Genomic DNA, 22,561 nt, shown 5'->3' on the forward strand with positions numbered 1-22,561 from the left:
GCTCCTTACAGTTTCACGCAGACGTTGCGCAGTTCGGTGTAGAACTCCAGCGAGTGCACCCCGCCCTCGCGGCCGATGCCCGACTGCTTGGCGCCGCCGAACGACGTGCGCAGGTCGCGCAGGAACCACGAGTTGACCCAGCAGATACCGACGTTCAAGGCCTTGCCCAGGCGATGGGCGGTCCCCACGTTCTGCGTCCACACCGTGGCGGCCAGGCCGTACGGCGTGTCGTTGGCCATCTTGATGACTTCTTCCTCGGTGTCGAAGGGCGTGATGTGGCAGCAGGGTCCGAAGATCTCCTCGCGGATCACGGCGGCCGTCTCGGGCAGGCCGGTCCAGATCGTGGGCTGCACCCAGGCGCCCTCGGACATCTTGCCGGGCATGTCGGGCACGCCGCCGCCGGTGACGATGGTGGCGCCTTCCTCGCGGGCCTTGGCGTAATAGCTCAGGACCTTCTCGCGATGCACCTGCGAGACCAGCGGACCGAAATTGGTGGCGTGGTCGTGCGGATCGCCCAGCTTGAACGACTCGGCCTTGGCCTTGAGCGCGGCAACGAACTTCTCGAAGATGGGGCGCTGCACGTAGACGCGCTCGGTACCCAGGCACACCTGGCCGCTGTTCTCGAACGCGGAACGGGCGATGCCGGCGACAGCCTTGTCGAAATCGGCGTCGGCGAACACGATGCCGGGGTTCTTGCCGCCCAGTTCGAACGACACCGGGCGCACGCCCTTGGCGGCGGCCTTCATGATGGCTTCGCCGGTACGGGTCTCGCCGGTGAAGGTAATGCCGTCCACGTCGGGATGCTGGGTCAGGAATTCGCCGGCGGAGTCCGGGCCGAAACCGTGGACGACGTTGTAGACGCCGGGCGGCACGCCGACCTCGTTCATCACCTCGCCCAGCAGCGTGGCGGTGGCCGGGGTTTCCTCGGACGGCTTGACCACGACGGTGTTGCCGCAGGCCAGGGCCGGGCCGACCTTCCAGGTCATCAGGAGCAGCGGCAGGTTCCACGGGCAGACCACGCCGATGACGCCGCGCGGCACGCGTACCGCGTAGTTCAGCGCGAAGCCGTTGTCAGGGGTCTCCATGTCGAAGCTTTCGCCCGGCACATTGCGGATCAGGTCGGCGAAGACCTTGAAGTTGGCGGCGCCGCGGGGGATGTCGACATGGCTGGCGAGCACGTGGGGCTTGCCGGTATCGGCCATCTCGGCCGCCAGGAAATCATCGAACCGGCGGTTGATGCCGTCGGCGATGGCGTGCAGCATTTCCACCCGCTGCTGCACCTTCATGGTCGCCCACGGGCCCGACAGGGCGGCGCGCGCGGCCTTGACGGCGGCATCGACTTCGGCACGGCCGGCCTCGTGCACGGGACCGATCAGGCTGTTGTCGACGGGGTTGCGGTTCTCGAAGGTCTTGCCGGTGGCGACCCACTGGCCGTTGATGAAATTCTTGAATTCGTTCATGGCTGTATTCTCAGATGACGTTTGCAAATTCGGGATCGCCGTCGCACAGGTATTCCCACATGCGTTCGAAGATGCGGCCTGCGCCGGTGGCACGGCGGGCCGCCTCTTCCGGCGACAGCGTCGGGCCGTCGGCCAGTCCGGCCGCGCGCAGTTGCAGCTCGATGCGCGCGGCGTCTTCCAGGTACCAGTTCAGCACCACCGCCTGCTCGATATTGGGCGCGGCTACCACCGCGCCGTTGCCGCGCATGACCACGGCCGCGGCGGTGCCCAGCTTCGCGGCCACGCCGGCGGCCTGCTCGTCGGTGCGGATCAGTTGCGGATCGTCCCAGAGCGGGACGGCCGGCGAGAAATACGAGCCCATGCCATGGCGCGGCGCCGGCGTCACGCGCGCGGACGACAGGGTCATCACGTCGCGCGGCATGCTGCGGATCACCGCTCCGACCTCGGGCCGCAAGCGATAGATGTGCTGGTGGATGCGGACTTCCCCCAGCACGCCTTCGGGCAGTTCGCCGCGAACCGGGACCACGGTGCCGTCCTCGTGCGGACCGATCATGCCCATGGGCTTGGCGGCGCACACCAGGAAACGGTCGGCATCCAGCCGCAGGCTGCAATGGCCGTAGGCATGGACCAGGTTGGCGCGCGCCAGGGCGCGGGCGGCCGCCCGCACCAGGCTCTGCTGCCGGGCGGTCGGTGCGTTGTCGTGCTGGCTCAAGTCTTGAACTCCGGAATATCGGGTTTGGATCCCCACATGCAGAACGACGACGGGATGGCAGGGAAAGTGCGGGGACGGTAGGTCTTCTCGTCCTCTTCCGTGATCAGGCGCACGCCCGTCGAGTATTCGTAGATCATGCCGTCCGGTCCCTCGAAATACAGGAACATCGCGCCCGAGGTCGGATGGCGGCCCGGGCCGAAGCGGATGGGGATGCGCTTCTCCAGCAGGATGTAATAGGCCCGCATCACGTCGTCGATGCTCTCGACCTGATGATTGATGTGCTGCACGCCGGGGTAGCTGGACGGGAACAGCGCGATCTTGTGATGCACTTCGTCGATGCGCAGCAGGGGCGCTTCGCCGATGCGGTCGCTGACCTTGGCGCTGAGCAGCTGGGTCCAGAAGGCTTCGTCGCGGCGGGGATTCAGGGTGCGCAGGCCGATGTGGCTGAATCCCGTGATGCCCGCGTCGCGCGACGGGAAATAGCGGCGGCCGCTATGGTGCGGCGCATGGACCAGGTCGACGCTGTTGCCCGACGGGTCCTTGAAGTTGATGAAGTCGCGCACGTGGCGCTTCTCGGCTTCCTCGACGCTGCCGCGGGTGGCCGCGTAGCCCGACTGCTCCAGCAGCACCATGGCCTGGTCGAGTTCTTCGGGCGTGTCGACCTCGAAGGCCGAGGTGTGGTCACGCGGATCACCTTCGAAATAGCAGAGCGTGTGATCGCGGCTGTCGGACTTCAGGTAGACCGCCTTGCCGACGCGGCGGGCCACTTCCAGACCCAGGACTTCGGTTGCATAGCGCACCGAACCTTCCAGGTCGGGCGTGCCCAGCCGCACGTAGCGGATGTCGTGTAGATGAATCACCGGTGTCTCCAGCTGGGGGCCGTGAAAGCCCCCTGCACTTTTCGTAGGCGGACACGATACGCCACAAAATATCGGTTGGAAATATTTTTATCGAGATTTTATGGATTTCCCTAATGCCCGGGGATTTCATCGAGAATCGACTAGAATCTAGCCATCGCTCATGAGAGGGGGCACCCAGCCGCCCGAGACGCATGCCTGGAATCCCATTGGAACTACCGCCCCTGGCCCACGCAGCCGCCCCCACCACGCTCGTGGGCACGGCCTATGCCGCCCTGCGGCGCGACATCATCGAAGGCAAGCTTGCGCCGGGCTCGCGCCTGCGCGTGGAACACCTGAAGGATTCCTATGGAGTCGGCGCCGGCACGCTGCGCGAGGCGCTGTCGCTGCTGGTGTCCGATGCGCTGGTGGTCTCCCACGGCCAGCGCGGCTTCCATGTCACGCCCATCTCCATGGAAGATTTCCTGGACATCACCCGCAATCGCATCCTGCTGGAGTGCGAAGCGCTGCGGCAGGCCATCCAGGCCGGCGACGACGTCTGGGAAAGCCGCATCATCGCCGCCTTCCACCGCCTGAGCCGGGCCGAGGAACGCCTTGCCACGAATCCGGTCAACCGCTTCGACGAGTGGGAAGACCGCAACCGCGAGTTCCACCAGGCGCTGATCAGCGCCTGTACGTCACGCTGGATGCACCACTTCCTGGGCATCCTGTACCAGCAGGCGGAGCGCTACCGGCGGCTGGTCGTCACGCGCAAGCCCATTCCGCGCGACGTGCACGACGAGCACCGCAACATCCTGGAGGCCTCGCTGGCGCGGGACGGCGAACGCGCCGGCCAATTGCTGTCCGAGCACATCAGCACGACCTACGAGGCGGTCAAGCACCTGCCGGCGGACCTGTTCACGAACGTCACGCCCATCGCCGACGGCGCGGCGGCGCCGTAGGGCTCCGCCCGGGGACTTTGCCCTCCCCCGTATTACGCCTGCCTATCAAACGGACATAAAAAAGGCGGTGCCCAAAGACACCGCCCGACTCCCGCCCCCCTCGGCCCCAGGATGCGGTGGATCCGGCTCCGCCGGTCGGGGAAACCCACCCCCAAGCGGCCTTCGGCCGCGCCCCTCAAGGGGCGGCACTAGCGGACCGGCAGGAGAGCCCACCCCACGCGGCCTATGGCCGCGCCCCTCAAGGGGCGGCACTAGCGGACCGGCAAAGCCGGATCCGCGGCGCCCTGGATCTAGTACCGGTTTTTTGGTACGCCACACCGTTACTACCGCTGGCAGCCAGCGAAGCACGGCTGCCACAACCCAAGAAACGGGTACTAGACCCAGGATGCGGTGGATCCGGCTCCGCCGGTCCACCCGCATCGCCCCCTGGGGGGCGCGCGTCAGCGCGTAGGGGGGGTCAAATATCCAACACCAGCTTGGCGCCCTTGCAGCCCGACACGCAGACCATCATGGTCTTGTTCGACTCGCGCTCGCGCTCGGTCAGCACCGAGTCGCGATGCTCGGGCGTGCCTTCCAGCACGGCGGTCTCGCACGCGCCGCACACGCCTTCGCGGCAGCTGTAGTCGGCGTCGACGCCGGCTTCCAGCAGCGCATCGAGCAGCGACATCCCGGCCGGCACGTCGATGGTCTTGCCCGACTTGGCCAGCTCGACCTGGTAGCTGCCTTCCTGCGAGGCCGTGACTTCGCCGGCGGCAGCGAAGCGTTCGATGTGCACGTTCTGGTAGCCCAGTTCCTTGCAGGTGGCCTCGAAGGCGTCCAGCATGGGCGTGGGGCCACAGCAGTAGAAATGGGTGTCCGCCGGCTGCGAGCCCAGCAGCTCGCGCAGGTTGGGCGGGCCGCCGGCCTGGTCGTCGAAGCGCGTCGTGACCTTGCCGCCCGAGGCCACCAGCTCGTCGACGAACGCCGCCTCGCTCTTGGTGCGCGCGCAATAGACCAGTTCCACCGGCTTGCCAATGGCGCGCAGGCGGTTGTACATGCAGAAGATGGGCGTCACGCCGATGCCGCCGGCCAGCAGCACCGACTTGGCCGCCGACTCGTCCAGCTCGAAGTTGTTGCGCGGCGGCGCGATCTTGATGGTCGAGCCCACGCGCAGCTGCTCGTGCACGAAGCGCGAACCGCCGCGGCTGTTACGGTCGTTCAGCACGCCCACCACGTAGCGATGCCGCTCTTCGGGCGAGTTGAACAGCGAATAGCTGCGCACCAGGCCGTTGGGCAGATGCAGGTCGATGTGGGAGCCCGCGGCGAAGGCAGGCAGTTCTTCGCCCGTGGGCGAGCGGAACTCGACACTGATGATGCCCTGCGCTTCAAGGCGGATGGCGTGAACCAGTACCGTAAGGAGTGAGCTGCTGTTCATGAAAAGGTCGGAAAAAACGGTTATGCGTCGGCACGCAGGGCGATGTCGAGCCGCGCAAACGCATCGATCTCCACGGTCAGACCGGGAAAAACGAGGCCACGCACCTCGACCAACGTGGAACACGGATAAGGCGCCCGGAAGAACTCCTTGCGGGCCCTTCCGACTTCATCCTTGTCCTGGATGTTCGTCACGTAAATCACCAGTTTATAAATATTTTGCACCCCTCCGCCAGCGGCCTCGACCAAAGCGCGGATTTTGCCTAGCACAATCAGGGTTTGTTCGTAGGTGCCCAGCGGTGCGGCGGCCGTGGATTCAGGGTTGGCCGTCATGCCCGACATCGAGATTTCATTGCCCAGGACCAGGCAATTGGACCAGGTGGCCGTCTCGCGCTCGGGCACCGACGGCGCGATGACGCGGCGCGCCGCCGCGCCGCCGCTCATCGCCGCCTCCAGGCGCCGCGGATTCCCCGGACGGGGAATCCATGCCCGGCACGGCGGCTCACGCCGTCTTTCCTTTCAGTTGCTCGAACTGCTCGGTCGCCAGGTTGCGCAGGTGGCGGCGCAGGCGGACCAGCCCGATGTCGTGCTGGTACAGGTTCTCGCGCTGGTTGGCGTCCGGCTCCATGACTTCCAGCACTTCGCGGTCCTGCTCCAGCACCGCCCAGTGGCGCGCTTCCAGTCGGTTGCGGTACAGGAACTGCCACGCATGGCGCTGCCAGCCCGAGACCTTGCGGCAGCGCCAGTGGAACACGGCGGCCAGGTTCTCGGAAATGGGCGTGTAGGTGCCGACGATGGCGAAGCTGCCGCCGGGGCCGCCGGTGGCGGGATACGGGATCTCGAGCCGCAGCCAGTGCAGGCCGGTATTGGCCCACTCGGTCCAGTCGAAGTTCACGCCGCGCTGGCCCTTCTTCTCGAACACGAAGCCGTGCTCGGTGTCGCGCACGCCGAACTCCGCCACCGAGGAACCTTCGGCCATCGAGTGCGACTGCTTGTGCAGGTAGGTCCCGTGCATCGGGTCCATGACGTTGTCGATGACGTAGCGATAGTCGCCGCGCCACTCGGTGTAGCACAGGAAGGAGGCGAACTCGTCCGAGACCAGTTCTTCCGGCAGCGTGAAATCGGGAGCCTCGTCCACGTTGTTGGCCGAGTTGTACAGGAACACCGCGCCGTTGCGCTCGACCACGTGGAAGGAACGCGCGGCGCGCTTGCCTTCCAGGCTGCAACCGGGGCTGCCCGGCACGTTGGTCACCACGCCGTCGGCGCGCACCTGCACGCCGTGGTAGCCGCAGGCGATGCGGTCGCCCAGCAGGATGCCGCGCGACAGCGGCGCGCCACGGTGCGGGCAGTGGTCTTCCAGCGCGTACAGCTTGCCGGCTTCGTCGCGCCAGAACACCAGCTTCATGCCCAGGCGGCGCAGCGACACGGGCTTGTCGGTAATGAAATTGGACGGACAGATCGCGTACCAGGTGTCTTTCAGGCCGTTCGCGAGCAGGGTGTCGGGGCTATCGATCTTGATCATGGCGGACTCCTCAGGCGGTCTCGGCCAGGCGGGCCAGTTCGGATTGCAGCAGTTCCTCGGTCCAGGGCACGCCGTTGGGGGCCGGGGGGCCGGCATGGTTCAGGTAGTCGACGATGGGAGCCAGTTCATGCTTGCCCGCCGCGAACGCGCGCTCGAGCGAATCGCCCAGCAGGCTTTCCCATTCCGTGGGAGTACGGCGCCGCGCCTGATGCGGTTCCAGATAACGGTCTTCTTGCATCATTTACCTCCGTTGCGTACGCGTTCGCGGATGCGTTCGCGAACGGGAACAAAGTCATAAGTGGGATAGCACTCGGTGCGGAACACGCCCCAGGCCGAGCGCTCGAGTTCGACATTGACCGTGGCCAGCAGATGCGGCGGCACCTCGAGCGTCACGATCTGCCCCAGCCCCATCGCCACGGTCCAGGACACGATCTTCACGCCCTCGGGCGGGAACCGCTCCCACCAGTCGGCTTCTTTCAGCTTGGTCTGGACCGCGTCCAGATTGTTCGACTGATCGTGCTTGAGCAGCACGGTCAACATCACATTCGCCGGCTCGGCCATACGTCGCCCCTATTTCTTCTCGGTAAGAAACTTGCCGTCGGGCGCCTTGGCGTTCTTCTGGCGGCGGGTGTTGCCGTCCAGGCCGCCGTCGATCGCCCATTCGGCGAACACCGTGGGACCGGGCTCGAAATCGCGGGCTTCCCACTCGGCGTCCAGGTAGTCGTCGTCGGCGTAGTACTCGATCAGGCCGCCGCCCGGGAAATTGAAATACCAGAAGTAGGCCGACGATATCGGGTGGCGCCCCGGGCCGAGCTGCGTGCTCCAGCCATGGCGGGCCATCGCCATGCCGCCGCCGAACACCTCATGGATGTCGCGCACGGCGAACGCCACGTGGTTCAGGCCGGCGCGCGGCTGCGGCGGCTGCAACAGGAACAGGTCATGGTGGCCGCCCTCGGGCGCGCAACGCAGGAAGGCGCCCTTGCCCGGATAGCGGTCGGAAGCCACGAAACCGAAGTTCTCGGTGTAGAACTGCTCGCAGGCCTTCACATCCTTCACGAAGAACACCACGTGGCCGACCTCGATGGGCGTGGCGCGCTCGTAGATCGGGCTGCGCTGGTTGCGGCGGGCCTTGGTGCCCCAGGTGTTCATGCCCGGGCTGTCGAGGTCGATGTCGATCTTGCGGGTGGTCTGGAAACGTACCGCCAGGCCGTTGGGGTCGGTACAACCGACCCGCCCGCCTTCGTTCACGTAGCCCGGCTTGTCCTTCAGGCGAGCGGCGAAGCGCTCCAGCACTTCGTCGCTGGACACGCCCCACACCACTTCACGCAGCGTCGGGCCATCCTCGATCGCCGGCGGCAGGCCCGGGAAATCGGTGGTCTTCACGATCACCCGGCACTTGTTCATCGACTCGAACACCAGCGACTTGTCGGTTTCCTCGGCCAGCGTCAAGCCCCAGTCGGACAGGAACTGTTTGCACGCGGCCAGATCGTCGGCGCCGTAGGTGATTTCGTCTATACCCAATACGTCCATCATATCTCTCCAAAACTTGGTGCTCCGCACCAAGACGCCCCACCTAGACCAGGGCACGAAGGATCCGGCTCCGCCGGTCCTTCGCCGCCCGCCCCCTGGGGGGCGCGCGTAAGCGCGTAGGGGGGAGCCCTACACTGCCCAAGGCAAAGGATTCTGGTTCATGCCCCAGTACATGCCTTTCTGTTCCATGTACTGCAGGATGCCGAGTCGGCCCTTCTCGCGACCCAGGCCGCTGTCGCGCCAGCCGCCGAACGGCGTGGAAATCGAGAAGAACTTGTAGGTGTTGATCCACACCGTGCCGGCCTGCACGGCGCGGCCCACGCGCCAGGCGCGCTTGTAGTCGCGCGTCCAGATGCCGGCGGCCAGCGCGTACACGCTGTCGTTGGCCTGCTCGATCAGGTTCTCTTCGTTGTCGAACGGCATCGCCACCAGCACCGGCCCGAAGATCTCCTCCTGGCTGATGCGCGCCCGGTTGTCCAGGCCCTCGATGATGGTGGGGCGATAGAAATAGCCCTTGTCGTAGATGCCGCCTTCCGGACGATGTCCGCCGGTGCGGATGCGGCCGCCCTCGGACACGCCCAGCTCGACGTAGCGCTCGATCGATTCGCGATGGCGGCCGGTGATGAGCGGGCCCATCTGGGTACGCTCGTCGGCAGGGTCGCCCACGCGCAGCGCCGCGGCGCCCTTGGTCAGGCGGTCCAGGAACTGCTCGTAGATGGACGAGGCGACGAACAGGCGCGACCCGGCGATGCAGGATTCGCCCGACGAACTGAAGATGCCGTACAGCACGCCGTTGACGGCATGGTCCAGGTCGGCGTCCTCGAACACCATGGTGGGCGACTTGCCGCCCAGTTCCAGAGACACCGGCATCATCTTGTCGGCCGCGATGTGGGCGATGTGCCGGCCGGTGGTCGTGCCGCCGGTGAAGGACACGCGCTTGACCAGCGGGTGCTTGGTGATGGCGTCGCCGATGATCGAGCCCTTGCCCGGCAGCACGCTGATGATGCCCTTGGGCACGCCGGCCTCTTCACAGATGGCGGCCAGGTCCAGGGCCATCAACGGCGTGACTTCGGCGGGCTTGACCACCAGGGCGTTGCCGGCGGCCAGCGCCGGGGCCATTTTCTGGGCCTCGCTGGCGATGGGCGAGTTCCAGGGGGTGATGGCGGCCACCACGCCCATGGGGTCGTACACGCTCATGGAAACGTAGTCGCCGCGCGACGGCGTGATCACTTCCTCCAGCGTCTCGCAGGCGGCCGCGAAGAACTGGAAGGTACCCGCGGCGCTGGCCACCAGCGCGCGCGTCTCGCTGATGGGCTTGCCGTTGTCCAGGCGCTGGCGCTGGGCCAGGTCCTCGGCGCGCTCGCGGATCAATTGCGCGATCCGGTACAGCACGGCGGCGCGCTCGTGCGGCTTGCGCTGGGCCCAGCCGCTGGTGCGGAAAGCCTTGTGCGCGCCCTGGATCGCCTCTTCGACGTCGTCCAGGCTGGCCGCGTTCAGGTAGGCCACGGGCTCGCCGGTGGCCGGATACACGGTCGCGTAGCGGTCGCCGCCGCCCTCGCGCCAGACGCCGGCGACGCAGATGGGAAGATTCTTGTCGGAAATCAGCATGGTTCAGGCTCCCGCCTTGTCGGTCGCGGCCTTGACCGGGGGACCCGCGAACTTGGTGTTGAAGCCGCCGACCGACAACATGTCGATCTCGACGATGAACGGGCCCTTGGCGGCCAGGCCCTGCCTGAGCGCGCCTTCCAGCTCGTCCAGGTTCTTGACGCGGGCATGGCCCAGGCCCATGGACTGCGTCAGCAGCGCATAGTCGGGGGTATGCAGTTGCACGTAATGCTTGCGCCCGCCATAGACCGCGTCCTGGATGTTCTTGATGACGCCGTACGACTGGTCGTTCATCAGGACGATGAGCATGTCGGCCTGTTCCTGCACGGCCGTCGCCAACTCGCCCAGGTTCAGGATGAAGCCGCCGTCGCCGGCCAGCGTGAAGGTCTTCTTGCCCGAGCCGGTCACGGCCGCGCCGACGGCGGCGCCCACGCCCATGGCCAGGCCCAGCCCGATGCCGCCGCCCAGGGCATGCACGCCGGCCTTGGGCTCGTGCAGGCAGGGCAGGCGGTTGCCCCAGATGCTGTTGGACAACGTGACGTCGCGGACCCAGTTGAAGGACTCGCCCACCACCGACTGCAAGGTGTCGATCAGCCGGGTGTACGGGCCGACGTCATCGCGCAGCTTGGCCATCGCGGCCTGCTTGGCGGACCGGATGTCGTCCAGGAACTTGGGATCGACCGACATCTTGCCTTCCAGGCGGTCGGCCAGGCCCTTGAGCGCCAGCGTCGCGTCGCCGTTGACGAAGAAATCGGTGGTATAGGCGCGGCCGTCCGCCTGCGAATCGGCGTCGATGCGGTACCGGGTCGCGGGCAGCTTGATCGCGTACTTCAGCGTCTCGTTGCTGCGCAGGCGCGAGCCGACCACCAGCAGGGCGTCCACCGTCTGGTAGAGGTTCTCGACCGGCTTGGCGACCGTGAACGAACCCAGGCAGGCCGGGTCGTTTTCCGGGATCACGCCGCGGCCCTGCGTGCTGGTGATCACGCCGAAGCCCATCTTGACCAGACGGCGCACCTGTTCGCCGGCCTGGCGGGCGCCACCGCCCAGCCACAGCAGCGGGCGCTTGGCCTGGGCCAGGCGGTTGGCCAGTTCGTCCAGCGCGGCCTCGGACGGCGCCAGGGGCACCACGGGCAGCGGATTCAGGTCGGCGGGTTCGTCGATCAGCGCGGCCTGCACGTCGATGGGAATCTCGATGCTGACCGGGCCGGTGGGCGCGGTCATGGCGATCTGCACGGCGCGCTTGACGATGCCAATGGCGGTCTCGGGCGTACGGATGCGGAACGCGGCCTTGGAGACGGCCTGCAGCATGTCGAGCTGATGGTTGGCTTCGTGGATGAAGCCCAGGTTCTGGTCCAGGTAGGGGCTGTCGATCTGGCCGGTCAGGTGCAGCAGCGGCGTGCCGGCGGTGATGGCTTCGACCATCGAGCCCGCGGCATTGCCGGCGGCGGTGCCGGTGCTGGTCACGGTCACGCCCAGGCCGCCGGTGGTGCGGGCATAGGCGTCGGCCATGTTGGTCGCGCCCGCCTCGCCCCGGGCCATGACGAAGCGGATGTTGCCGCGTTCGCCGAAGGCGTCCAGGATGGGCATGTTGTGGATCGAGATGACCCCGAATGCCGCCTTGACGCCGCAGTTCTCCAGGAACTGCGCAATGGCTGCGCCGACGGTGATACGGTTGACATTAGGCATGACGGCAAACCCCTCCGGAAATATCGATATGGCTGCCCGTCGTGTAGGAAGACAAGGGCGTGGCAAGGAAGAAAATGGCCCGCGCGGGCTCTTCGGGGCGGCCCAGGCGGCCCAGCGGGATCTGTTTCTCGGCGGCGATGCGGCCCGTCCATTGTTCCCAGGTCAAGGAGCGATCCTTGCGCTCTTCGTAGCGGCGGCGCCATTGGCCCGATTCCACCAGTCCCAGCAGGATGCCGTTCACGCGGATCTTCTTGGGGGCCAGTTCGAAGGCCAGCGAGCGCACCAGGTTATGGATGCCGGCGCGCGCGGCCGACGTGGCCACCATGTGCGGTTCGGGCTGGATCGCCAGGAGCGAGTTCACGCACACGATCGCGGCGTCCTCGCTCAGTGAAAGCTGCGGGATGAAGCTGCGGGTCGGGTTGATGACCGAGAAGAACTTCAGTTGGACTTCGTCCAGCCACGCCGAGTTCTCGGTGCTGGCGAACGTGGACACGCGGCCCTGGCCGGCGTTGTTGACCAGGATGGACGCCGTTCCCAGTTCTTTCTGCACCTGGGCGGCGAAAGCCTCGACCTGCTCGGGCACCAGCACGTCGCACCGGGCCGCGAGGATGCGGGCGCCGGGAAAGCGCGCCAGCAGGCCTTCCCTGGCCTGGTCGAGCTTGTCCTCGTTGCGGCCGCAGAAGGCGACTGCAGCGCCGGCTTCCAGCAGCAAGCCGACCGTCGCGAGTCCGATGCCCGAGGTTCCCCCCGTGACGACGGCGACCTTCCCGTCAAGCTTATACATAGTCATCAGGCAACCATTCCGTTCAGTTTTTCATCGAGACCGTAGGCGGCATCCTGCCCACGGTAGTTGAGCAAAGAAGAAAGTTCGGCGGCGCTTTCGCAGACGCTGCGCGCCAGGCGCTCCAGGCGTCCGGCCTCGAGCGGCACGGCGGGCATCGCCACGCCCAGCGCGGCGGCGATGGCGCCGCCCTGCTCGCGCACCGGCGCGGCCAGGGTGGAGATGCCCGACTCGAAGAAGCCTTCGTGCAACAGATAGGGCCGCCGGCGGTCCTGCACCAGCAGCGCGTGCAATTGCTCCACCGAGCGGGGCGTGAACGCGTTGACGACGGGCAGCGTCCCCTGCGGGTACAGCTCGCGCAGCGCTTCCAGGGACATGTCGGCCATCAGCACCCGGCCCAGCACCGTGGCATGGGCCGGCAGGCGCGTGCCGACGTTCACCGAGCTGGCGAGGGGCGTGTTGGCGGCGGCCTTGGCGACGTAGACGATGTCCGCGCCGTCGCGCACCACCAGATGGCAGGAGAGATTGAATTCGTTGCGCACCCGCTCCAGCAGGGGCGCCCCCAACTGGGTCAGCTCGAGCGAGGCGAGGTACTCGAAGCCCAGGCGCAGCACGGCCATGCCCAGCGAATAGTCGCGGCCGTTGTCCGCGCGATGGATGAAGCCCATGCGCTCGAGCGTGGCCAGCAACCGGAATACCGTGGTGCGGGGCACGCCCAGCCGACGCGCCAGTTCGGGCGCGTTCATGGCGCCCTGGGCCTGGCCGACCTCGCACAGCACCCGCAGGCCGCGCTCGAGGCCGGGAACGACGTACTTGTCCTGCGGGGTTTCCTGGGGGGAAAGCGGGTTCACGGCGCGCGCTGGGGTTCGGACGAGTGGCTAAGGGATGCGCATGGATATCGTTTCAAATATGAACTGACAATCCATACACGGAACAGAACGAAATATAGCCGCTCCGCCCCTTCGTCGGCACTAGGGTAAACCCGAAATCGTGGTATTCAGCGGGCTTCGGCGTCCAGGCCCAGCACACGCAGCCGCGCGCGCAGCCGCCGTATCTCGTTGCTCATGTCGAGGATCAGCGCCGCCGCGTCCAGGCTGGCATCGAAATCGCGCTGCAGGTCGCGGGCAGCCAGCGCCCGCCGCAGCGCGGCGCTGTCGAAGCACCAGTCGGCCGGACGGCCGCTGGCCTCGATGATGCCGACCTTGACCAATTGCAGCACCCAGGCTTCCTCGGCGCCGCAGGCCCGGGCCAGGTCCCCGGTGCTGAGCGGCTGGTCCTTGCCCACCAATGTGGCGGTGACGGCCACCGTCTTCATCGTCAGTCTCCCAGGTTCCGGCGCGGGTCGAAGGGTATTTCCTGCGCCAGGTGTCTATAGGCGGCCTTCGCCTTTTCGGTATCGGCGGGCGGCCAGGCGATCTCCAGCACCAGATAGAGGTCGCCGGCCGGGTCGCCCGGGATGCCCCTGCCCTTCAGGCGCAGCTTGCGGCCGTTGCGCGAGTTCGCCGGCACGCCGACCTCGACCGGGCCGTGCGGCGTGGGCGCCCGCACCGTGGCGCCCAGCGCGGCTTCCCACGGGGCCACCGGCAGGTTCATGTACAGGTCGCGGCCCTCGGCCCGATAGCGCGGGTGGGGCTTGATCCGGACCTCGAGATAGAGGTCGCCATTCTCGCCGCCACCCAGGCCGGGCATGCCCTGCCCCGCCAGCCGGATGAACTGTCCCTCGCGAATCCCGGCCGGGATGCGGACGCTCAGCGTGCGCGTCTGCAGCCGGGGCTGGCCGTTCTCGTCGTGGCCGATGGAGCGCAGCGAGATGTCGCGGGTCGCGCCGTGCAGGGCGTCGTCGAGGTCGATCTCGATGGCGGCGTGATGATCCTCGCCCCGGGCGCGCATCTGCGCGCCGCCCGGACGATGGCGCGCGCCGAACAGCGACGAGAAGAACTCGCTGAACGCGGCGTCGTCGCGAGGACTGGCCCCGCGGAACTCGAATCCGCTGTCCCAGTCGGGCGGAGGCCGGAAATCGCCGCCGGGCGAGACGCCGGCCGCCAGGTTGTCGTAGGCGGCCCGTTTCTCGGGATCCTTCAACACCTGGTAGGCCTCGTTGACGTCGCGCATGCGCTGCTCGGCGTCGGCCTCCTTGCTGACGTCCGGATGGTACTTGCGGGCCAGCTTGCGGTAGGCCTGCCGGATATCGTCGTCCGACGCCCCCTGCTCGACGCCCAAAGTAGCGTAGTAGTCCTTGAACTCCATAGCCGCGGTCTCGCAAAGTAAAGTGCGCCCCCTGCCGTGGGATGGACCCGGCGGCCGAAGACGCCGGCCCGGCACACCGCCGGGCCGGCCAGTTACTGTCTTATATGTGGGACACGCCGACCGATTTCAATCGTCGGGGGCGAAGACCGGCCTTCGTCCGTTTCCAGTCTATCAGGGCGGGCCGGACAGCAGAACCTCGTTGATTTGTGCCGTATCCTTCGAGGACTTCATTCGAACTCAAGGAACGGCGTCCCTCATGCACGCGCCATCGGACTACGTCGGCCGCTTCGCCCCCAGCCCCACCGGCCCCCTGCACCAGGGCTCGCTGGTGGCCGCGCTGGCCAGCTACCTGGACGCCCGCGCCCACGGCGGGCGCTGGCTGGTGCGCATCGAGGACCTGGACGCTCCCCGGGTCGTGGAAGGCGCCGACCGCGTCATCCTCGAGCAACTGCGCGCGCTGGGCCTGCACTGGGACGGCGAGGTCCTCCACCAGTCCTCGCGCCACCAGGCCTACCGCGACGCCTTCGATGCGCTGCGGCGGCAGGGCATGGTCTACGCCTGCGGCTGCACGCGCAAGGAAATCGCCGACTCCATCCTGAACTCGCGCGGCTACCTCCCGCCCGGCGAGCTGCCCTATCCGGGCACCTGCCGCGACGGGCTGCACGGCAAGCCGGCGCGCGCCTGGCGGCTGCGCGTGCCGCCGGGCGACGTGCGCATCGAAGATCGCTGGATGGGGGTGATCGAGCAGGACGTGGCGGCCGACGTGGGCGACTTCGTGCTTTTTCGCGCGGACGGGATGTGGGCCTACCAATTGGCCGTGGTGGTGGACGATGCCTGGCAAGGCGTCACCGACGTCGTCCGCGGCGAGGACCTGCTCGGATCGACGCCCAGGCAGAAAGTCCTGCAGACGCTGCTGTCCCTGCCGGTTCCCCGCTGGATGCACGTGCCGGTGGTGGTCAATGCCGACGGGCAGAAACTGTCGAAGCAGACCGGCGCCGCGGCGATCGATACGCGCCGGCCGTTGGCCGCGTTGCAGGAGGCATGGCGCCACCTGCAATTCGAGCCGCTGCCGGCGGCGGACGCCCCGGCCTTCCTGGCCGAGGCCACGGACCGCTGGGCGCGGCGATGGGAAATACGCGGGGGGTGAGGCCGGGGCGCGGCCGGCGCCCCGATCATGCGCGGCGAGAAACTCAGTCCTTCTTGCCGCCGCCCAGCAGCACGGCCAGCGGCCGCTTGGCGGAGGTGCGCGCCGGCACGGGAGGCGCCTCGGTGCGGGCAGGCTCGGCGCCGGCCGCGGGCACGTAGGGACGGAAGAAGAAATCGTCGACGGGCTTGGACGGCGGCTCGTAGCGATGGCGTTCGCCGCGCTCGCCGCGTCCGCCATGGCCACGGACCGGACGCTCGCCGCGCGACGAGGCCAGCAGCGAGGCGGGCAGGTCCAGCTGGCCGCGCGGGATCTGGCGCTTGATCAGCTTCTCGACGTCGAGCAGGAACTTCTCTTCCTCGGGCGTGAACAGCGCGATGGCCTCGCCCGTGGCGCCGGCGCGGCCGGTGCGCCCGATGCGGTGCACGTAGTCCTCGGCGTTATAGGGCAGGTCGTAGTTGATCACGCAGGGCACGCCGGCCACGTCCAGGCCCCGGGCCGCGACGTCGGTCGCCACCAGCACTTCCAGCTCGCCGGCCTTGAAGGCCTCGAGCGCCTTCATGCGATCGGCCTGGGTCTTGTCGCCGTGGATGGATTCGGCGCGCACGCCGTCGCGCTCGAGCTGCCGCGCCAGGCGGGCGGTGCCGATCTTCGTGTTGGAGAACACGATGACCTGCTTCAGGCCGCGCGACTTGACCAGGTGCACGACCGCTGCACGCTTGGCGTCGCCGCTGAGCTTGTAGGCGATCTGGCTGACGGTGTCGGCGGTGGCGTTGCGTGCCGCGACCTCGATCTCGACCGGCTGCGTCAGGTACGAGCGCGCCAGCTTGCGGATCTCGTTGCTGAAGGTGGCCGAGAACAGCAGCGTCTGGCGCTGCTGGGGCAGCAGGCGGATGATGCGCTCGAGATCCGGCAGGAAGCCCATGTCGAGCATCCGGTCGGCCTCGTCCAGCACCAGCATGCCGACCTGGCCCAGGTTGATGGTCTTTTGCTCGACGTGGTCGAGCAGGCGCCCCGGCGTCGCGATCAACACCTCGCAGCCGCGCCGCACTTCTTCCTTCTGCGGGCCGATGTCGACCCCGCCGAAGACCACGGCCGCGCGCAGGGGCGTGAACTGGCTGTAGCGCTTGACGTTGTCGGCCACCTGGTCGGCCAGCTCGCGCGTGGGCGTAAGGATCAGCGCGCGGACGGGATGCCGTGCCGGCGAGGCGCTGTGGTTGGCCAAGGGCATGAGCCGATGGAGGATGGGAAGGGTGAAAGCCGCGGTCTTTCCGGTTCCGGTTTGCGCTGCGCCCATTACGTCGCGGCCGCTGGTGACGACCGGAATCGCTTGCGCCTGGATAGGCGTCGGAATGGTGTACCCGGTGGCGACGACCGCCTTGAGTATGTCGGGGTGCAGGCCGAAATCGGCAAAAGAACTGGGCCCTGATGCCGCTGTATCTGTCATGGTGGGCGGACCACCAATGCCGCAACACGATGATGCGTATCAATAGTCCAGAAAAATCAAAGACTTAGATTTTACCCCAAAAGCCGCCCTGTCAGCCAGGAAGAAAAACGGCGGCGACCTGGCCCGCCGCCTCGCCCCACCATGCTGTAATGGCGGCATCGCCACCCTGCTCCGCATGCGCCATGCGCCTGTCCGTCATCATCATCGCCCGCAACGAGGCCCGCAATCTGGCCGACTGCCTGGAATCGGTCCGCTTCGCCGACGAAATCGTCGTGGTCGACTCGGGCAGCACCGACGAGACGGTGGACATCGCGCGCAGCCTTGGCGCCCGGGTCGAGGTCACCTCGGACTGGCCGGGCTTCGGCCCGCAGAAGAACCGCGCGCTGGCCCTGGCCACCGGCGACTGGGTATTGTCGCTGGACGCCGACGAGCGGGTGACGCCCGAACTGGCCGCCGCCATCGCCGACACCCTGCGCGCTCCGCGCCACGATGCGTACGACATGCCGCGGCTGTCCAGCTTCTGCGGCCGCTTCATCCGGCACAGCGGCTGGTGGCCCGATCGCGTGCTGCGCCTGTTCCGGCGCGGCACGGCGCGCTTCAGCGACGACCTGGTGCACGAGAAGGTGGTCGCCGACGGCGAGGTGGGGCACCTGGCGCCGCATCTGCTGCACTACACCTATCCCGACCTGGACAGCGCCATCGCGAAGATGAACCGCTATTCCACCGACAGCGCGCAGGCTTTACACGCGCGCGGCCGGCGCGCCGGCATGGGCGCGGCGATCGGCCATGGCGCCTGGACCTTCGTGCGGCTGTACCTCTTCAAGCGCGGCTTCCTGGACGGCCGCCATGGGTTCCTGCTCGCGGCCACCGCGGCCGCCGGCAGTTTCTATCGCTACGCGAAGCTCAGCCTGAAGTAGGCGCGGAGGCAAAACCGGCGAGCGGCCATGCGCAAGATCATCCACTGCGATTGCGATTGCTTCTACGCGTCGATAGAAATGCGCGACGACCCCAGCCTGCGCGGCCGGCCGCTGGCCGTGGGCGGGCGCCCCGAGACCCGCGGCGTGGTGGCCACCTGCAACTACGAGGCGCGCAAGTACGGTATCCATTCCGCGATGTCGTCGGCACGCGCGGTACGGCTGTGCCCGGACCTGCTCATCATTCCGCCCAGGATGGAGATGTATCGCGTGGCCTCGGCGCAGATCATGGACATCTACCGCGACTACACCGAACTGGTCGAGCCGCTGTCGCTGGACGAGGCCTACCTGGACGTGACCGGCAGCAACCGGCTGCGGGGCAGCGCCACGCTGATCGCCAGCGAGATCCGGCAACGCGTGGCGCAGACCGTCGGCATCACGGTCTCGGCGGGCGTCGCGCCCAGCAAGTTCGTGGCCAAGATCGCCAGCGACTGGAACAAGCCGGACGGTCTGTTCGTGGTACGCCCCCAGGACGTGGACGCCTTCGTGGCGGCCCTGCCCGTGTCCAAGCTGCACGGCGTGGGCAAGGTGACCGGCGCGCGGCTCAAGACGCTGGGCGTGGAAACCTGCGCCGACCTGAGAGCGTGGGAACACGACCGGCTGCGCGAGGAATTCGGCGCGTTCGGCGAACGCCTGTACGACCTGTGCCGCGGCATCGACCACCGCGAGGTCTCGCCCACCCGCGAGCGCAAGTCGGTAAGCGTGGAACAGACCTTCGTCACGGACCTGCACACCCTGGAGGCGTGCCAGGAACTCCTGCGCGAGATGCTGGACCAGCTCGACGCGCGCGTGCGCCGCGCCGACGCCCAGAACCACATCCAGAAGCTGTTCGTGAAGCTGCGCTTCTCGGACTTCAACCGCACCACCGCCGAGGGCGTGGGCGCGGCGCTGGACGAGGAACAGTTTCGCATCCTGCTGGCCACGGCCTTTCGCCGCAACCCCCGCGCCGTGCGGCTGATGGGACTGGGCGTGCGCCTGGGCACGCCCGGCGGACAGCTCGCGCTGTTCGGCGATCAGCCTACGGTTTCGGAACCCGACACCGTATAGCCGGCCTCTTCGATCAGCTTGGCGATGCGCGCGGCATCGCCGGCCTGGTCGACGCGCACCTTCCCGGCACCCAGGTCGACCTCGACATGGGCCTGGGGATAGGCGGACTGCACCGCCTGGGTAACGGACTTGACGCAGTGTACGCAGCTCATTCCCTGCACCTGGAATTCAAACATGGCATGACTCCTTTCGTGATGGTGTAGCCAGTATTTCCCTTCCCACGATGGCAAGGTCAAGCGCCGTTGCGCCGCGCCAACCAACGGGCCGCGCCCAGCCCCGACCAACGGCCGCTGGCCAGGCAGGCCGTGAGCAGATAGCCCCCGGTGGGCGCCTCCCAGTCCAGCATTTCGCCGGCGCAGAAGACACCGGGCAGCGCACGCAGCATGCCGTGCTCGTCCATGCCTTCGAACGCCACGCCGCCCGCGCTGCTGATGGCCTCGTCGATCGGGCGCGGCGCGCGCAGCGTCAACGGCAGCGATTTCACCCAGGCGGCCAGCCGGACGGGATCCTGGAAATCGGCGGCCGGCACGATTTCGCGCAGCAGGCCCGCCTTCACGCCATCCACCTTGATGCGCGCGCGCAGATGGTTGGCCATGGACTTGCTGCCGCGCGGCCACGCCAGTTCCCGCGCGACGCGCTCGAGGCCAAGCCCGGGCGCCAGGTCCAGCCTCAGCTCGGCGCGGCCGTGCCGGGCAATGGCCTCTCGCAGGCGGGCGGACGCGGCGTAGATGAGGCTGCCTTCGACGCCATAGTCGGACACGACGAACTCGCCGCTTCGGCACCAGTCGCCCTGGTCATCGGACATGGAGAGCGTGACGGCGCGCACGGGCTGCCCAGCGTAGCGCTCGCGCAAGTGCGGGCTCCAATCGATCTCGAAACCGCAGTTGGCCGGCACCAGCGGCTCGACGCGCACGCCGCGCCCGGCCAGCCACGGCACCCAGGCCGCATCCGAGCCCAGCCTCGGCCAACTGGCCCCGCCCAGGGCCAGCACCACCGCGTCATGGCGATGGGCCGTGCGGCCACCGGGCGTATCGAAGGCCAGCGCGCCGTCCGCCTCCCATCCCAGCCACCGATGCCGCATGTGCAGGCGCACGCCCCGTTCCCGCAGGCGATGCAGCCACGCGCGCAACAGCGGCGCGGCCTTCATCTCTTTCGGAAAGACCCTGCCCGAGGATCCGACGAACGTATCTATGCCCAGGCCTTCGGTCCAATCGCGTACGGCCTGGGCGCCGAACGCCTCGAGCATGGGAGCTAGCACGCGGGCCCGGTCGCCGTAGCGGGACAGGAACGCCGCGTGGGGTTCGGAATGGGTGATGTTCAGGCCGCCTATGCCGGCCAGCAGGAACTTGCGGCCCGCCGACGGCATGGCGTCGTAGACGTCCACGGCGATGCCGGCCCCGGCCAGCACCTCGGCCGCCATCAGGCCGGCGGGCCCGGCCCCCACCACCGCGGCGCGGGCAGACACGGTCAATGGCGCCGCCATGCCCGGCATTCCGCCCCGGTCACAGGTTGGCGACCCGGCCCATGGCCTGCATTTTCTCGGGCGAATAATTCAGGAGGCGCGACAACTCCATGGCGGTGCTGCGCACCCGCGCCACCAGGTCGTCGATGCGCTCGGGCTCGAAGCGCGACGAGGGAATCGTTGCCCCGAGCGCGGCGACGATGCGGCCGGTGGCGTCGCGCACCGGCGCGGCGATCGTCGAGACCCGGGCCTCGAAGAAGGCCTCCTGCAGGACATAGCCGCGCTGGCGATCCTTCTGCACCAGCTCGTAGAGTTCCATCACGGTCGTGGGCGTGCTGGAGGAATAGCTTTCCAGGTGCTTCTCGGGAAACAGCTCGCGCAGTTCGTCCAGCGTGAGGTCTTCCAGCAGGACGCGGCCCAGCACCGTGGCATGCGCCGGCAGCCGCGTGCCGACGTGGACCGAACTGGTGAAGGGCGTGGGCGCCGACGACTTGGCGACATAGACGATGGAGCGGCCGTCGCGCACGACCAGGTTGCACGAGAATCCGATCTCGCCGCGCAGGCGCTCCAGCAGCGGCGCCCCCAGCTCGGTCAATTCGAGCGAGGCCAGGTATTCGAAGCCCAGGCGCAGCACCGCCAGCCCGAGCCGGTAATCGTGCCCGCCCTCGGCGCGCTGGACGAAGCCCATGGATTCCAGGGTCATCAGCAACCGAAAGACCGTGGACCGCGGCAGGCTGAGGCGGCGCGCCAGCTCGGGCGCCGACAGCTTGCGGTCGACATGGCTGAATTGTCCCAGCAGCAACAGGCCGCGCTCCAGCGCCGGAACCAGATACTTGTCCTGCGCGACCTCCGAAATGTTCCCTTTGCTCATGGTGTGACCGACTGTCTGTATGGCTCGCGGACGGAATGATACCGGTCCCGACAAGCGGCGCCGGCCACACCGCTGGCCTTTTTTCAATTCATCACGAATCCACCGTTGACCGGAAGCAGTTGTCCAGTCACGAAGCGCGCGAGGTCGGACAGGGCGAAAAGGACCGAACCGCTCACGTCCTCGGGCACCTGCTCGCGGCTGATCGCGCGCTGGTCATGGTAGAGCCGGTGCCGGGCCTCGGGCACGTACTCCGTCGCCTCGACCAGGGTCAGTCCGGGCGCGATGGCGTTGACGGTGATGTCGTCGGCGCCGAACTCGCGCGCCAGCGACCGCGTCATCGCCGTGACCGCGCCCTTGCTGGCGACGTAGGCCAGCAGGTTGGGCGCGCCCCACAGCGCGGTGTCGGACGCCAGGTTGACGATGGCGCCGCGCCCCGACGCCTTCAGCGCCGCATGGCAGGCGACGGACATCAGCCAGGTGCCGCGCACGTTGACCTGCATGACCTTGTCCCACACCTCGACATCGAGCTGGTGCGCGGTGCGCCCGCCCGAGTTGGTGATGGCAGCGTTGTTCACCAGCCCGTCCAGCCCGCCCAGCAGTTCGACGGCGCGCGCCGCGCACCGCTCGACGGACGCCTTGTCGCCCAGGTCGACCTCGATGCCGTGCACCGGGAAACCGCGCGCCTGCAGCGACTCCACCGCCTGCTTCAGCGTGTCGGCCAGGATGTCCGCCATGGCCACCTGCGCGCCGGCCTGGCACAACGCCACCGCGAACTCGTAGCCCAGCCCGCGCGCCGCGCCCGTCACCAGGACGCGGCGGCCCCGCAGAAGATTACCGATAGTGCTTGAATCCAACTTTGCTCCCA

General features: G+C 67.8%; 24 protein-coding genes. 4 read left to right on the top strand and 20 right to left on the bottom strand.

Annotated features, from left to right (window positions below; genetic code table 11):
• Window positions 1-5: 5 nt before the first annotated feature.
• The 3 genes from ABD104_RS11695 to ABD104_RS11705 are packed head-to-tail and all read right to left on the bottom strand — an operon-like array spanning window position 6 to window position 3,032.
• A complete protein-coding gene (locus tag ABD104_RS11695; RefSeq protein WP_087840782.1) occupies window positions 6-1,460 on the bottom strand; it encodes a 2-hydroxymuconic semialdehyde dehydrogenase in 1,455 nt (484 codons plus the stop codon).
• A 10-nt stretch (window positions 1,461-1,470) separates the two neighbouring features.
• The gene (locus ABD104_RS11700) at window positions 1,471-2,172 is read right to left on the bottom strand and encodes a class II aldolase/adducin family protein (RefSeq protein WP_207958608.1); all 702 of its coding nucleotides are present in this window, start codon (window positions 2,170-2,172) and stop codon (window positions 1,471-1,473) included.
• Window positions 2,169-3,032, bottom strand: coding sequence for a VOC family protein (locus tag ABD104_RS11705; protein ID WP_087840783.1), 864 nt, complete (start codon window positions 3,030-3,032; stop codon window positions 2,169-2,171). The genes ABD104_RS11700 and ABD104_RS11705 overlap by 4 nt, the downstream gene beginning before the upstream one ends.
• Before the next feature lie 206 nt (window positions 3,033-3,238).
• On the opposite strand from ABD104_RS11705, the gene ABD104_RS11710 reads away from it, so the two are divergent.
• Window positions 3,239-3,970 (top strand): GntR family transcriptional regulator, encoded by a 732-nt coding sequence (locus ABD104_RS11710; RefSeq protein WP_242621595.1) that lies wholly within the window; start codon window positions 3,239-3,241, stop codon window positions 3,968-3,970.
• A gap of 457 nt (window positions 3,971-4,427) precedes the next feature.
• Here the strand turns inward: ABD104_RS11710 and ABD104_RS11715 are convergent, their stop codons facing one another.
• From ABD104_RS11715 to ABD104_RS11770, 12 genes are all read right to left on the bottom strand, one after another.
• Window positions 4,428-5,384 (bottom strand): PDR/VanB family oxidoreductase, encoded by a 957-nt coding sequence (locus tag ABD104_RS11715; RefSeq protein ID WP_087840785.1) that lies wholly within the window; start codon window positions 5,382-5,384, stop codon window positions 4,428-4,430.
• Between the two features lie 20 nt (window positions 5,385-5,404).
• Window positions 5,405-5,824 carry a RidA family protein gene (locus tag ABD104_RS11720; RefSeq protein WP_087840786.1) on the bottom strand — a complete coding sequence of 140 codons (420 nt, stop codon included), beginning with the start codon at window positions 5,822-5,824 and terminating at the stop codon, window positions 5,405-5,407.
• A 58-nt stretch (window positions 5,825-5,882) separates the two neighbouring features.
• Window positions 5,883-6,902, bottom strand: coding sequence for an aromatic ring-hydroxylating oxygenase subunit alpha (locus ABD104_RS11725; protein ID WP_087840787.1), 1,020 nt, complete (start codon window positions 6,900-6,902; stop codon window positions 5,883-5,885).
• A 10-nt stretch (window positions 6,903-6,912) separates the two neighbouring features.
• Entirely contained in the window at window positions 6,913-7,140 is a 228-nt protein-coding gene (locus ABD104_RS11730) for a recombinase-like helix-turn-helix domain-containing protein (protein ID WP_087840788.1), read from the bottom strand.
• A complete protein-coding gene (locus tag ABD104_RS11735; protein ID WP_371695517.1) occupies window positions 7,140-7,442 on the bottom strand; it encodes a hypothetical protein in 303 nt (100 codons plus the stop codon). Before ABD104_RS11735 ends, ABD104_RS11730 begins: the two co-directional genes overlap by 1 nt.
• Window positions 7,443-7,472: 30 nt before the next feature.
• Window positions 7,473-8,432: a VOC family protein gene (locus ABD104_RS11740; RefSeq protein ID WP_087840790.1), complete on the bottom strand. Its 960-nt coding sequence runs from the start codon at window positions 8,430-8,432 to the stop codon at window positions 7,473-7,475.
• Window positions 8,433-8,561: 129 nt separating this feature from the next.
• The gene (locus ABD104_RS11745) at window positions 8,562-10,040 is read right to left on the bottom strand and encodes an aldehyde dehydrogenase (RefSeq protein WP_420495837.1); all 1,479 of its coding nucleotides are present in this window, start codon (window positions 10,038-10,040) and stop codon (window positions 8,562-8,564) included.
• A 3-nt stretch (window positions 10,041-10,043) separates the two neighbouring features.
• Window positions 10,044-11,723 (bottom strand): thiamine pyrophosphate-binding protein, encoded by a 1,680-nt coding sequence (locus ABD104_RS11750; protein WP_087840791.1) that lies wholly within the window; start codon window positions 11,721-11,723, stop codon window positions 10,044-10,046.
• Window positions 11,716-12,513 carry an SDR family oxidoreductase gene (locus ABD104_RS11755; protein WP_087840792.1) on the bottom strand — a complete coding sequence of 266 codons (798 nt, stop codon included), beginning with the start codon at window positions 12,511-12,513 and terminating at the stop codon, window positions 11,716-11,718. Before ABD104_RS11755 ends, ABD104_RS11750 begins: the two co-directional genes overlap by 8 nt.
• Window positions 12,513-13,355, bottom strand: a complete 843-nt coding sequence (locus ABD104_RS11760; RefSeq protein ID WP_087840793.1) for an IclR family transcriptional regulator — start codon at window positions 13,353-13,355, stop codon at window positions 12,513-12,515. The genes ABD104_RS11755 and ABD104_RS11760 overlap by 1 nt, the downstream gene beginning before the upstream one ends.
• Before the next feature lie 146 nt (window positions 13,356-13,501).
• Window positions 13,502-13,819 (bottom strand): chaperone modulator CbpM, encoded by a 318-nt coding sequence (locus ABD104_RS11765; RefSeq protein ID WP_087840794.1) that lies wholly within the window; start codon window positions 13,817-13,819, stop codon window positions 13,502-13,504.
• Between the two features lie 2 nt (window positions 13,820-13,821).
• On the bottom strand, window positions 13,822-14,751 hold the full coding sequence (locus ABD104_RS11770) for a DnaJ C-terminal domain-containing protein (protein ID WP_087840795.1): 930 nt from the start codon (window positions 14,749-14,751) through the stop codon (window positions 13,822-13,824).
• Window positions 14,752-15,007: 256 nt separating this feature from the next.
• On the opposite strand from ABD104_RS11770, the gene gluQRS reads away from it, so the two are divergent.
• Window positions 15,008-15,898, top strand: a complete 891-nt coding sequence (gene gluQRS, locus ABD104_RS11775; protein ID WP_087840796.1) for a tRNA glutamyl-Q(34) synthetase GluQRS — start codon at window positions 15,008-15,010, stop codon at window positions 15,896-15,898.
• 43 nt (window positions 15,899-15,941) lie between these two features.
• Here the strand turns inward: gluQRS and ABD104_RS11780 are convergent, their stop codons facing one another.
• Window positions 15,942-17,342, bottom strand: a complete 1,401-nt coding sequence (locus ABD104_RS11780; RefSeq protein ID WP_087840797.1) for a DEAD/DEAH box helicase — start codon at window positions 17,340-17,342, stop codon at window positions 15,942-15,944.
• A gap of 182 nt (window positions 17,343-17,524) precedes the next feature.
• Between ABD104_RS11780 and ABD104_RS11785 the strand changes: the two genes are divergently transcribed.
• Together ABD104_RS11785 and dinB are read left to right on the top strand one after the other, a co-directional pair.
• Window positions 17,525-18,259, top strand: a complete 735-nt coding sequence (locus ABD104_RS11785) for a glycosyltransferase family 2 protein (protein WP_087840798.1) — start codon at window positions 17,525-17,527, stop codon at window positions 18,257-18,259.
• Between the two features lie 27 nt (window positions 18,260-18,286).
• Window positions 18,287-19,363 carry a DNA polymerase IV gene (dinB, locus tag ABD104_RS11790; RefSeq protein ID WP_087840799.1) on the top strand — a complete coding sequence of 359 codons (1,077 nt, stop codon included), beginning with the start codon at window positions 18,287-18,289 and terminating at the stop codon, window positions 19,361-19,363.
• Here dinB and ABD104_RS11795 read toward each other — a convergent pair.
• From ABD104_RS11795 to ABD104_RS11810, 4 genes are all read right to left on the bottom strand, one after another.
• Window positions 19,330-19,539 carry a heavy-metal-associated domain-containing protein gene (locus ABD104_RS11795; protein ID WP_343927585.1) on the bottom strand — a complete coding sequence of 70 codons (210 nt, stop codon included), beginning with the start codon at window positions 19,537-19,539 and terminating at the stop codon, window positions 19,330-19,332. The genes dinB and ABD104_RS11795 overlap by 34 nt on opposite strands.
• Before the next feature lie 56 nt (window positions 19,540-19,595).
• Complete coding sequence (locus tag ABD104_RS11800) at window positions 19,596-20,846, bottom strand: TIGR03862 family flavoprotein (RefSeq protein WP_087840801.1); 1,251 nt, start codon at window positions 20,844-20,846, stop codon at window positions 19,596-19,598.
• Between the two features lie 19 nt (window positions 20,847-20,865).
• Complete coding sequence (locus ABD104_RS11805) at window positions 20,866-21,696, bottom strand: IclR family transcriptional regulator (RefSeq protein WP_087840802.1); 831 nt, start codon at window positions 21,694-21,696, stop codon at window positions 20,866-20,868.
• Window positions 21,697-21,779: 83 nt separating this feature from the next.
• A complete protein-coding gene (locus tag ABD104_RS11810; protein ID WP_243724445.1) occupies window positions 21,780-22,550 on the bottom strand; it encodes an SDR family oxidoreductase in 771 nt (256 codons plus the stop codon).
• Window positions 22,551-22,561: the final 11 nt, after the last annotated feature.

The sequence above is a fragment of the Pigmentiphaga daeguensis genome (genome assembly GCF_039523035.1).
GTDB lineage: Bacteria > Pseudomonadota > Gammaproteobacteria > Burkholderiales > Burkholderiaceae_B > Pigmentiphaga > Pigmentiphaga daeguensis.

Excerpts from the sequence above, each read along its gene's own strand:
- ABD104_RS11780 (WP_087840797.1), bottom strand. The coding sequence starts at position 17,342 with ATGACAGATACAGCGGCATCAGGGCCCAGTTCTTTTGCCGATTTCGGC.
- dinB (WP_087840799.1), top strand. The coding sequence starts at position 18,287 with ATGCGCAAGATCATCCACTGCGATTGCGATTGCTTCTACGCGTCGATA.
- gluQRS (WP_087840796.1), top strand. The coding sequence starts at position 15,008 with ATGCACGCGCCATCGGACTACGTCGGCCGCTTCGCCCCCAGCCCCACC.
- ABD104_RS11765 (WP_087840794.1), bottom strand. The coding sequence starts at position 13,819 with ATGAAGACGGTGGCCGTCACCGCCACATTGGTGGGCAAGGACCAGCCG.
- ABD104_RS11805 (WP_087840802.1), bottom strand. The coding sequence starts at position 21,696 with ATGAGCAAAGGGAACATTTCGGAGGTCGCGCAGGACAAGTATCTGGTT.
- ABD104_RS11740 (WP_087840790.1), bottom strand. The coding sequence starts at position 8,432 with ATGGACGTATTGGGTATAGACGAAATCACCTACGGCGCCGACGATCTG.
- ABD104_RS11770 (WP_087840795.1), bottom strand. The coding sequence starts at position 14,751 with ATGGAGTTCAAGGACTACTACGCTACTTTGGGCGTCGAGCAGGGGGCG.
- ABD104_RS11730 (WP_087840788.1), bottom strand. The coding sequence starts at position 7,140 with ATGCAAGAAGACCGTTATCTGGAACCGCATCAGGCGCGGCGCCGTACT.
- ABD104_RS11800 (WP_087840801.1), bottom strand. The coding sequence starts at position 20,846 with ATGGCGGCGCCATTGACCGTGTCTGCCCGCGCCGCGGTGGTGGGGGCC.
- ABD104_RS11715 (WP_087840785.1), bottom strand. The coding sequence starts at position 5,384 with ATGAACAGCAGCTCACTCCTTACGGTACTGGTTCACGCCATCCGCCTT.
- ABD104_RS11745 (WP_420495837.1), bottom strand. The coding sequence starts at position 10,040 with ATGCTGATTTCCGACAAGAATCTTCCCATCTGCGTCGCCGGCGTCTGG.
- ABD104_RS11750 (WP_087840791.1), bottom strand. The coding sequence starts at position 11,723 with ATGCCTAATGTCAACCGTATCACCGTCGGCGCAGCCATTGCGCAGTTC.
- ABD104_RS11795 (WP_343927585.1), bottom strand. The coding sequence starts at position 19,539 with ATGTTTGAATTCCAGGTGCAGGGAATGAGCTGCGTACACTGCGTCAAG.
- ABD104_RS11725 (WP_087840787.1), bottom strand. The coding sequence starts at position 6,902 with ATGATCAAGATCGATAGCCCCGACACCCTGCTCGCGAACGGCCTGAAA.
- ABD104_RS11785 (WP_087840798.1), top strand. The coding sequence starts at position 17,525 with ATGCGCCTGTCCGTCATCATCATCGCCCGCAACGAGGCCCGCAATCTG.
- ABD104_RS11755 (WP_087840792.1), bottom strand. The coding sequence starts at position 12,513 with ATGACTATGTATAAGCTTGACGGGAAGGTCGCCGTCGTCACGGGGGGA.
- ABD104_RS11735 (WP_371695517.1), bottom strand. The coding sequence starts at position 7,442 with ATGTTGACCGTGCTGCTCAAGCACGATCAGTCGAACAATCTGGACGCG.
- ABD104_RS11720 (WP_087840786.1), bottom strand. The coding sequence starts at position 5,824 with ATGAGCGGCGGCGCGGCGGCGCGCCGCGTCATCGCGCCGTCGGTGCCC.
- ABD104_RS11695 (WP_087840782.1), bottom strand. The coding sequence starts at position 1,460 with ATGAACGAATTCAAGAATTTCATCAACGGCCAGTGGGTCGCCACCGGC.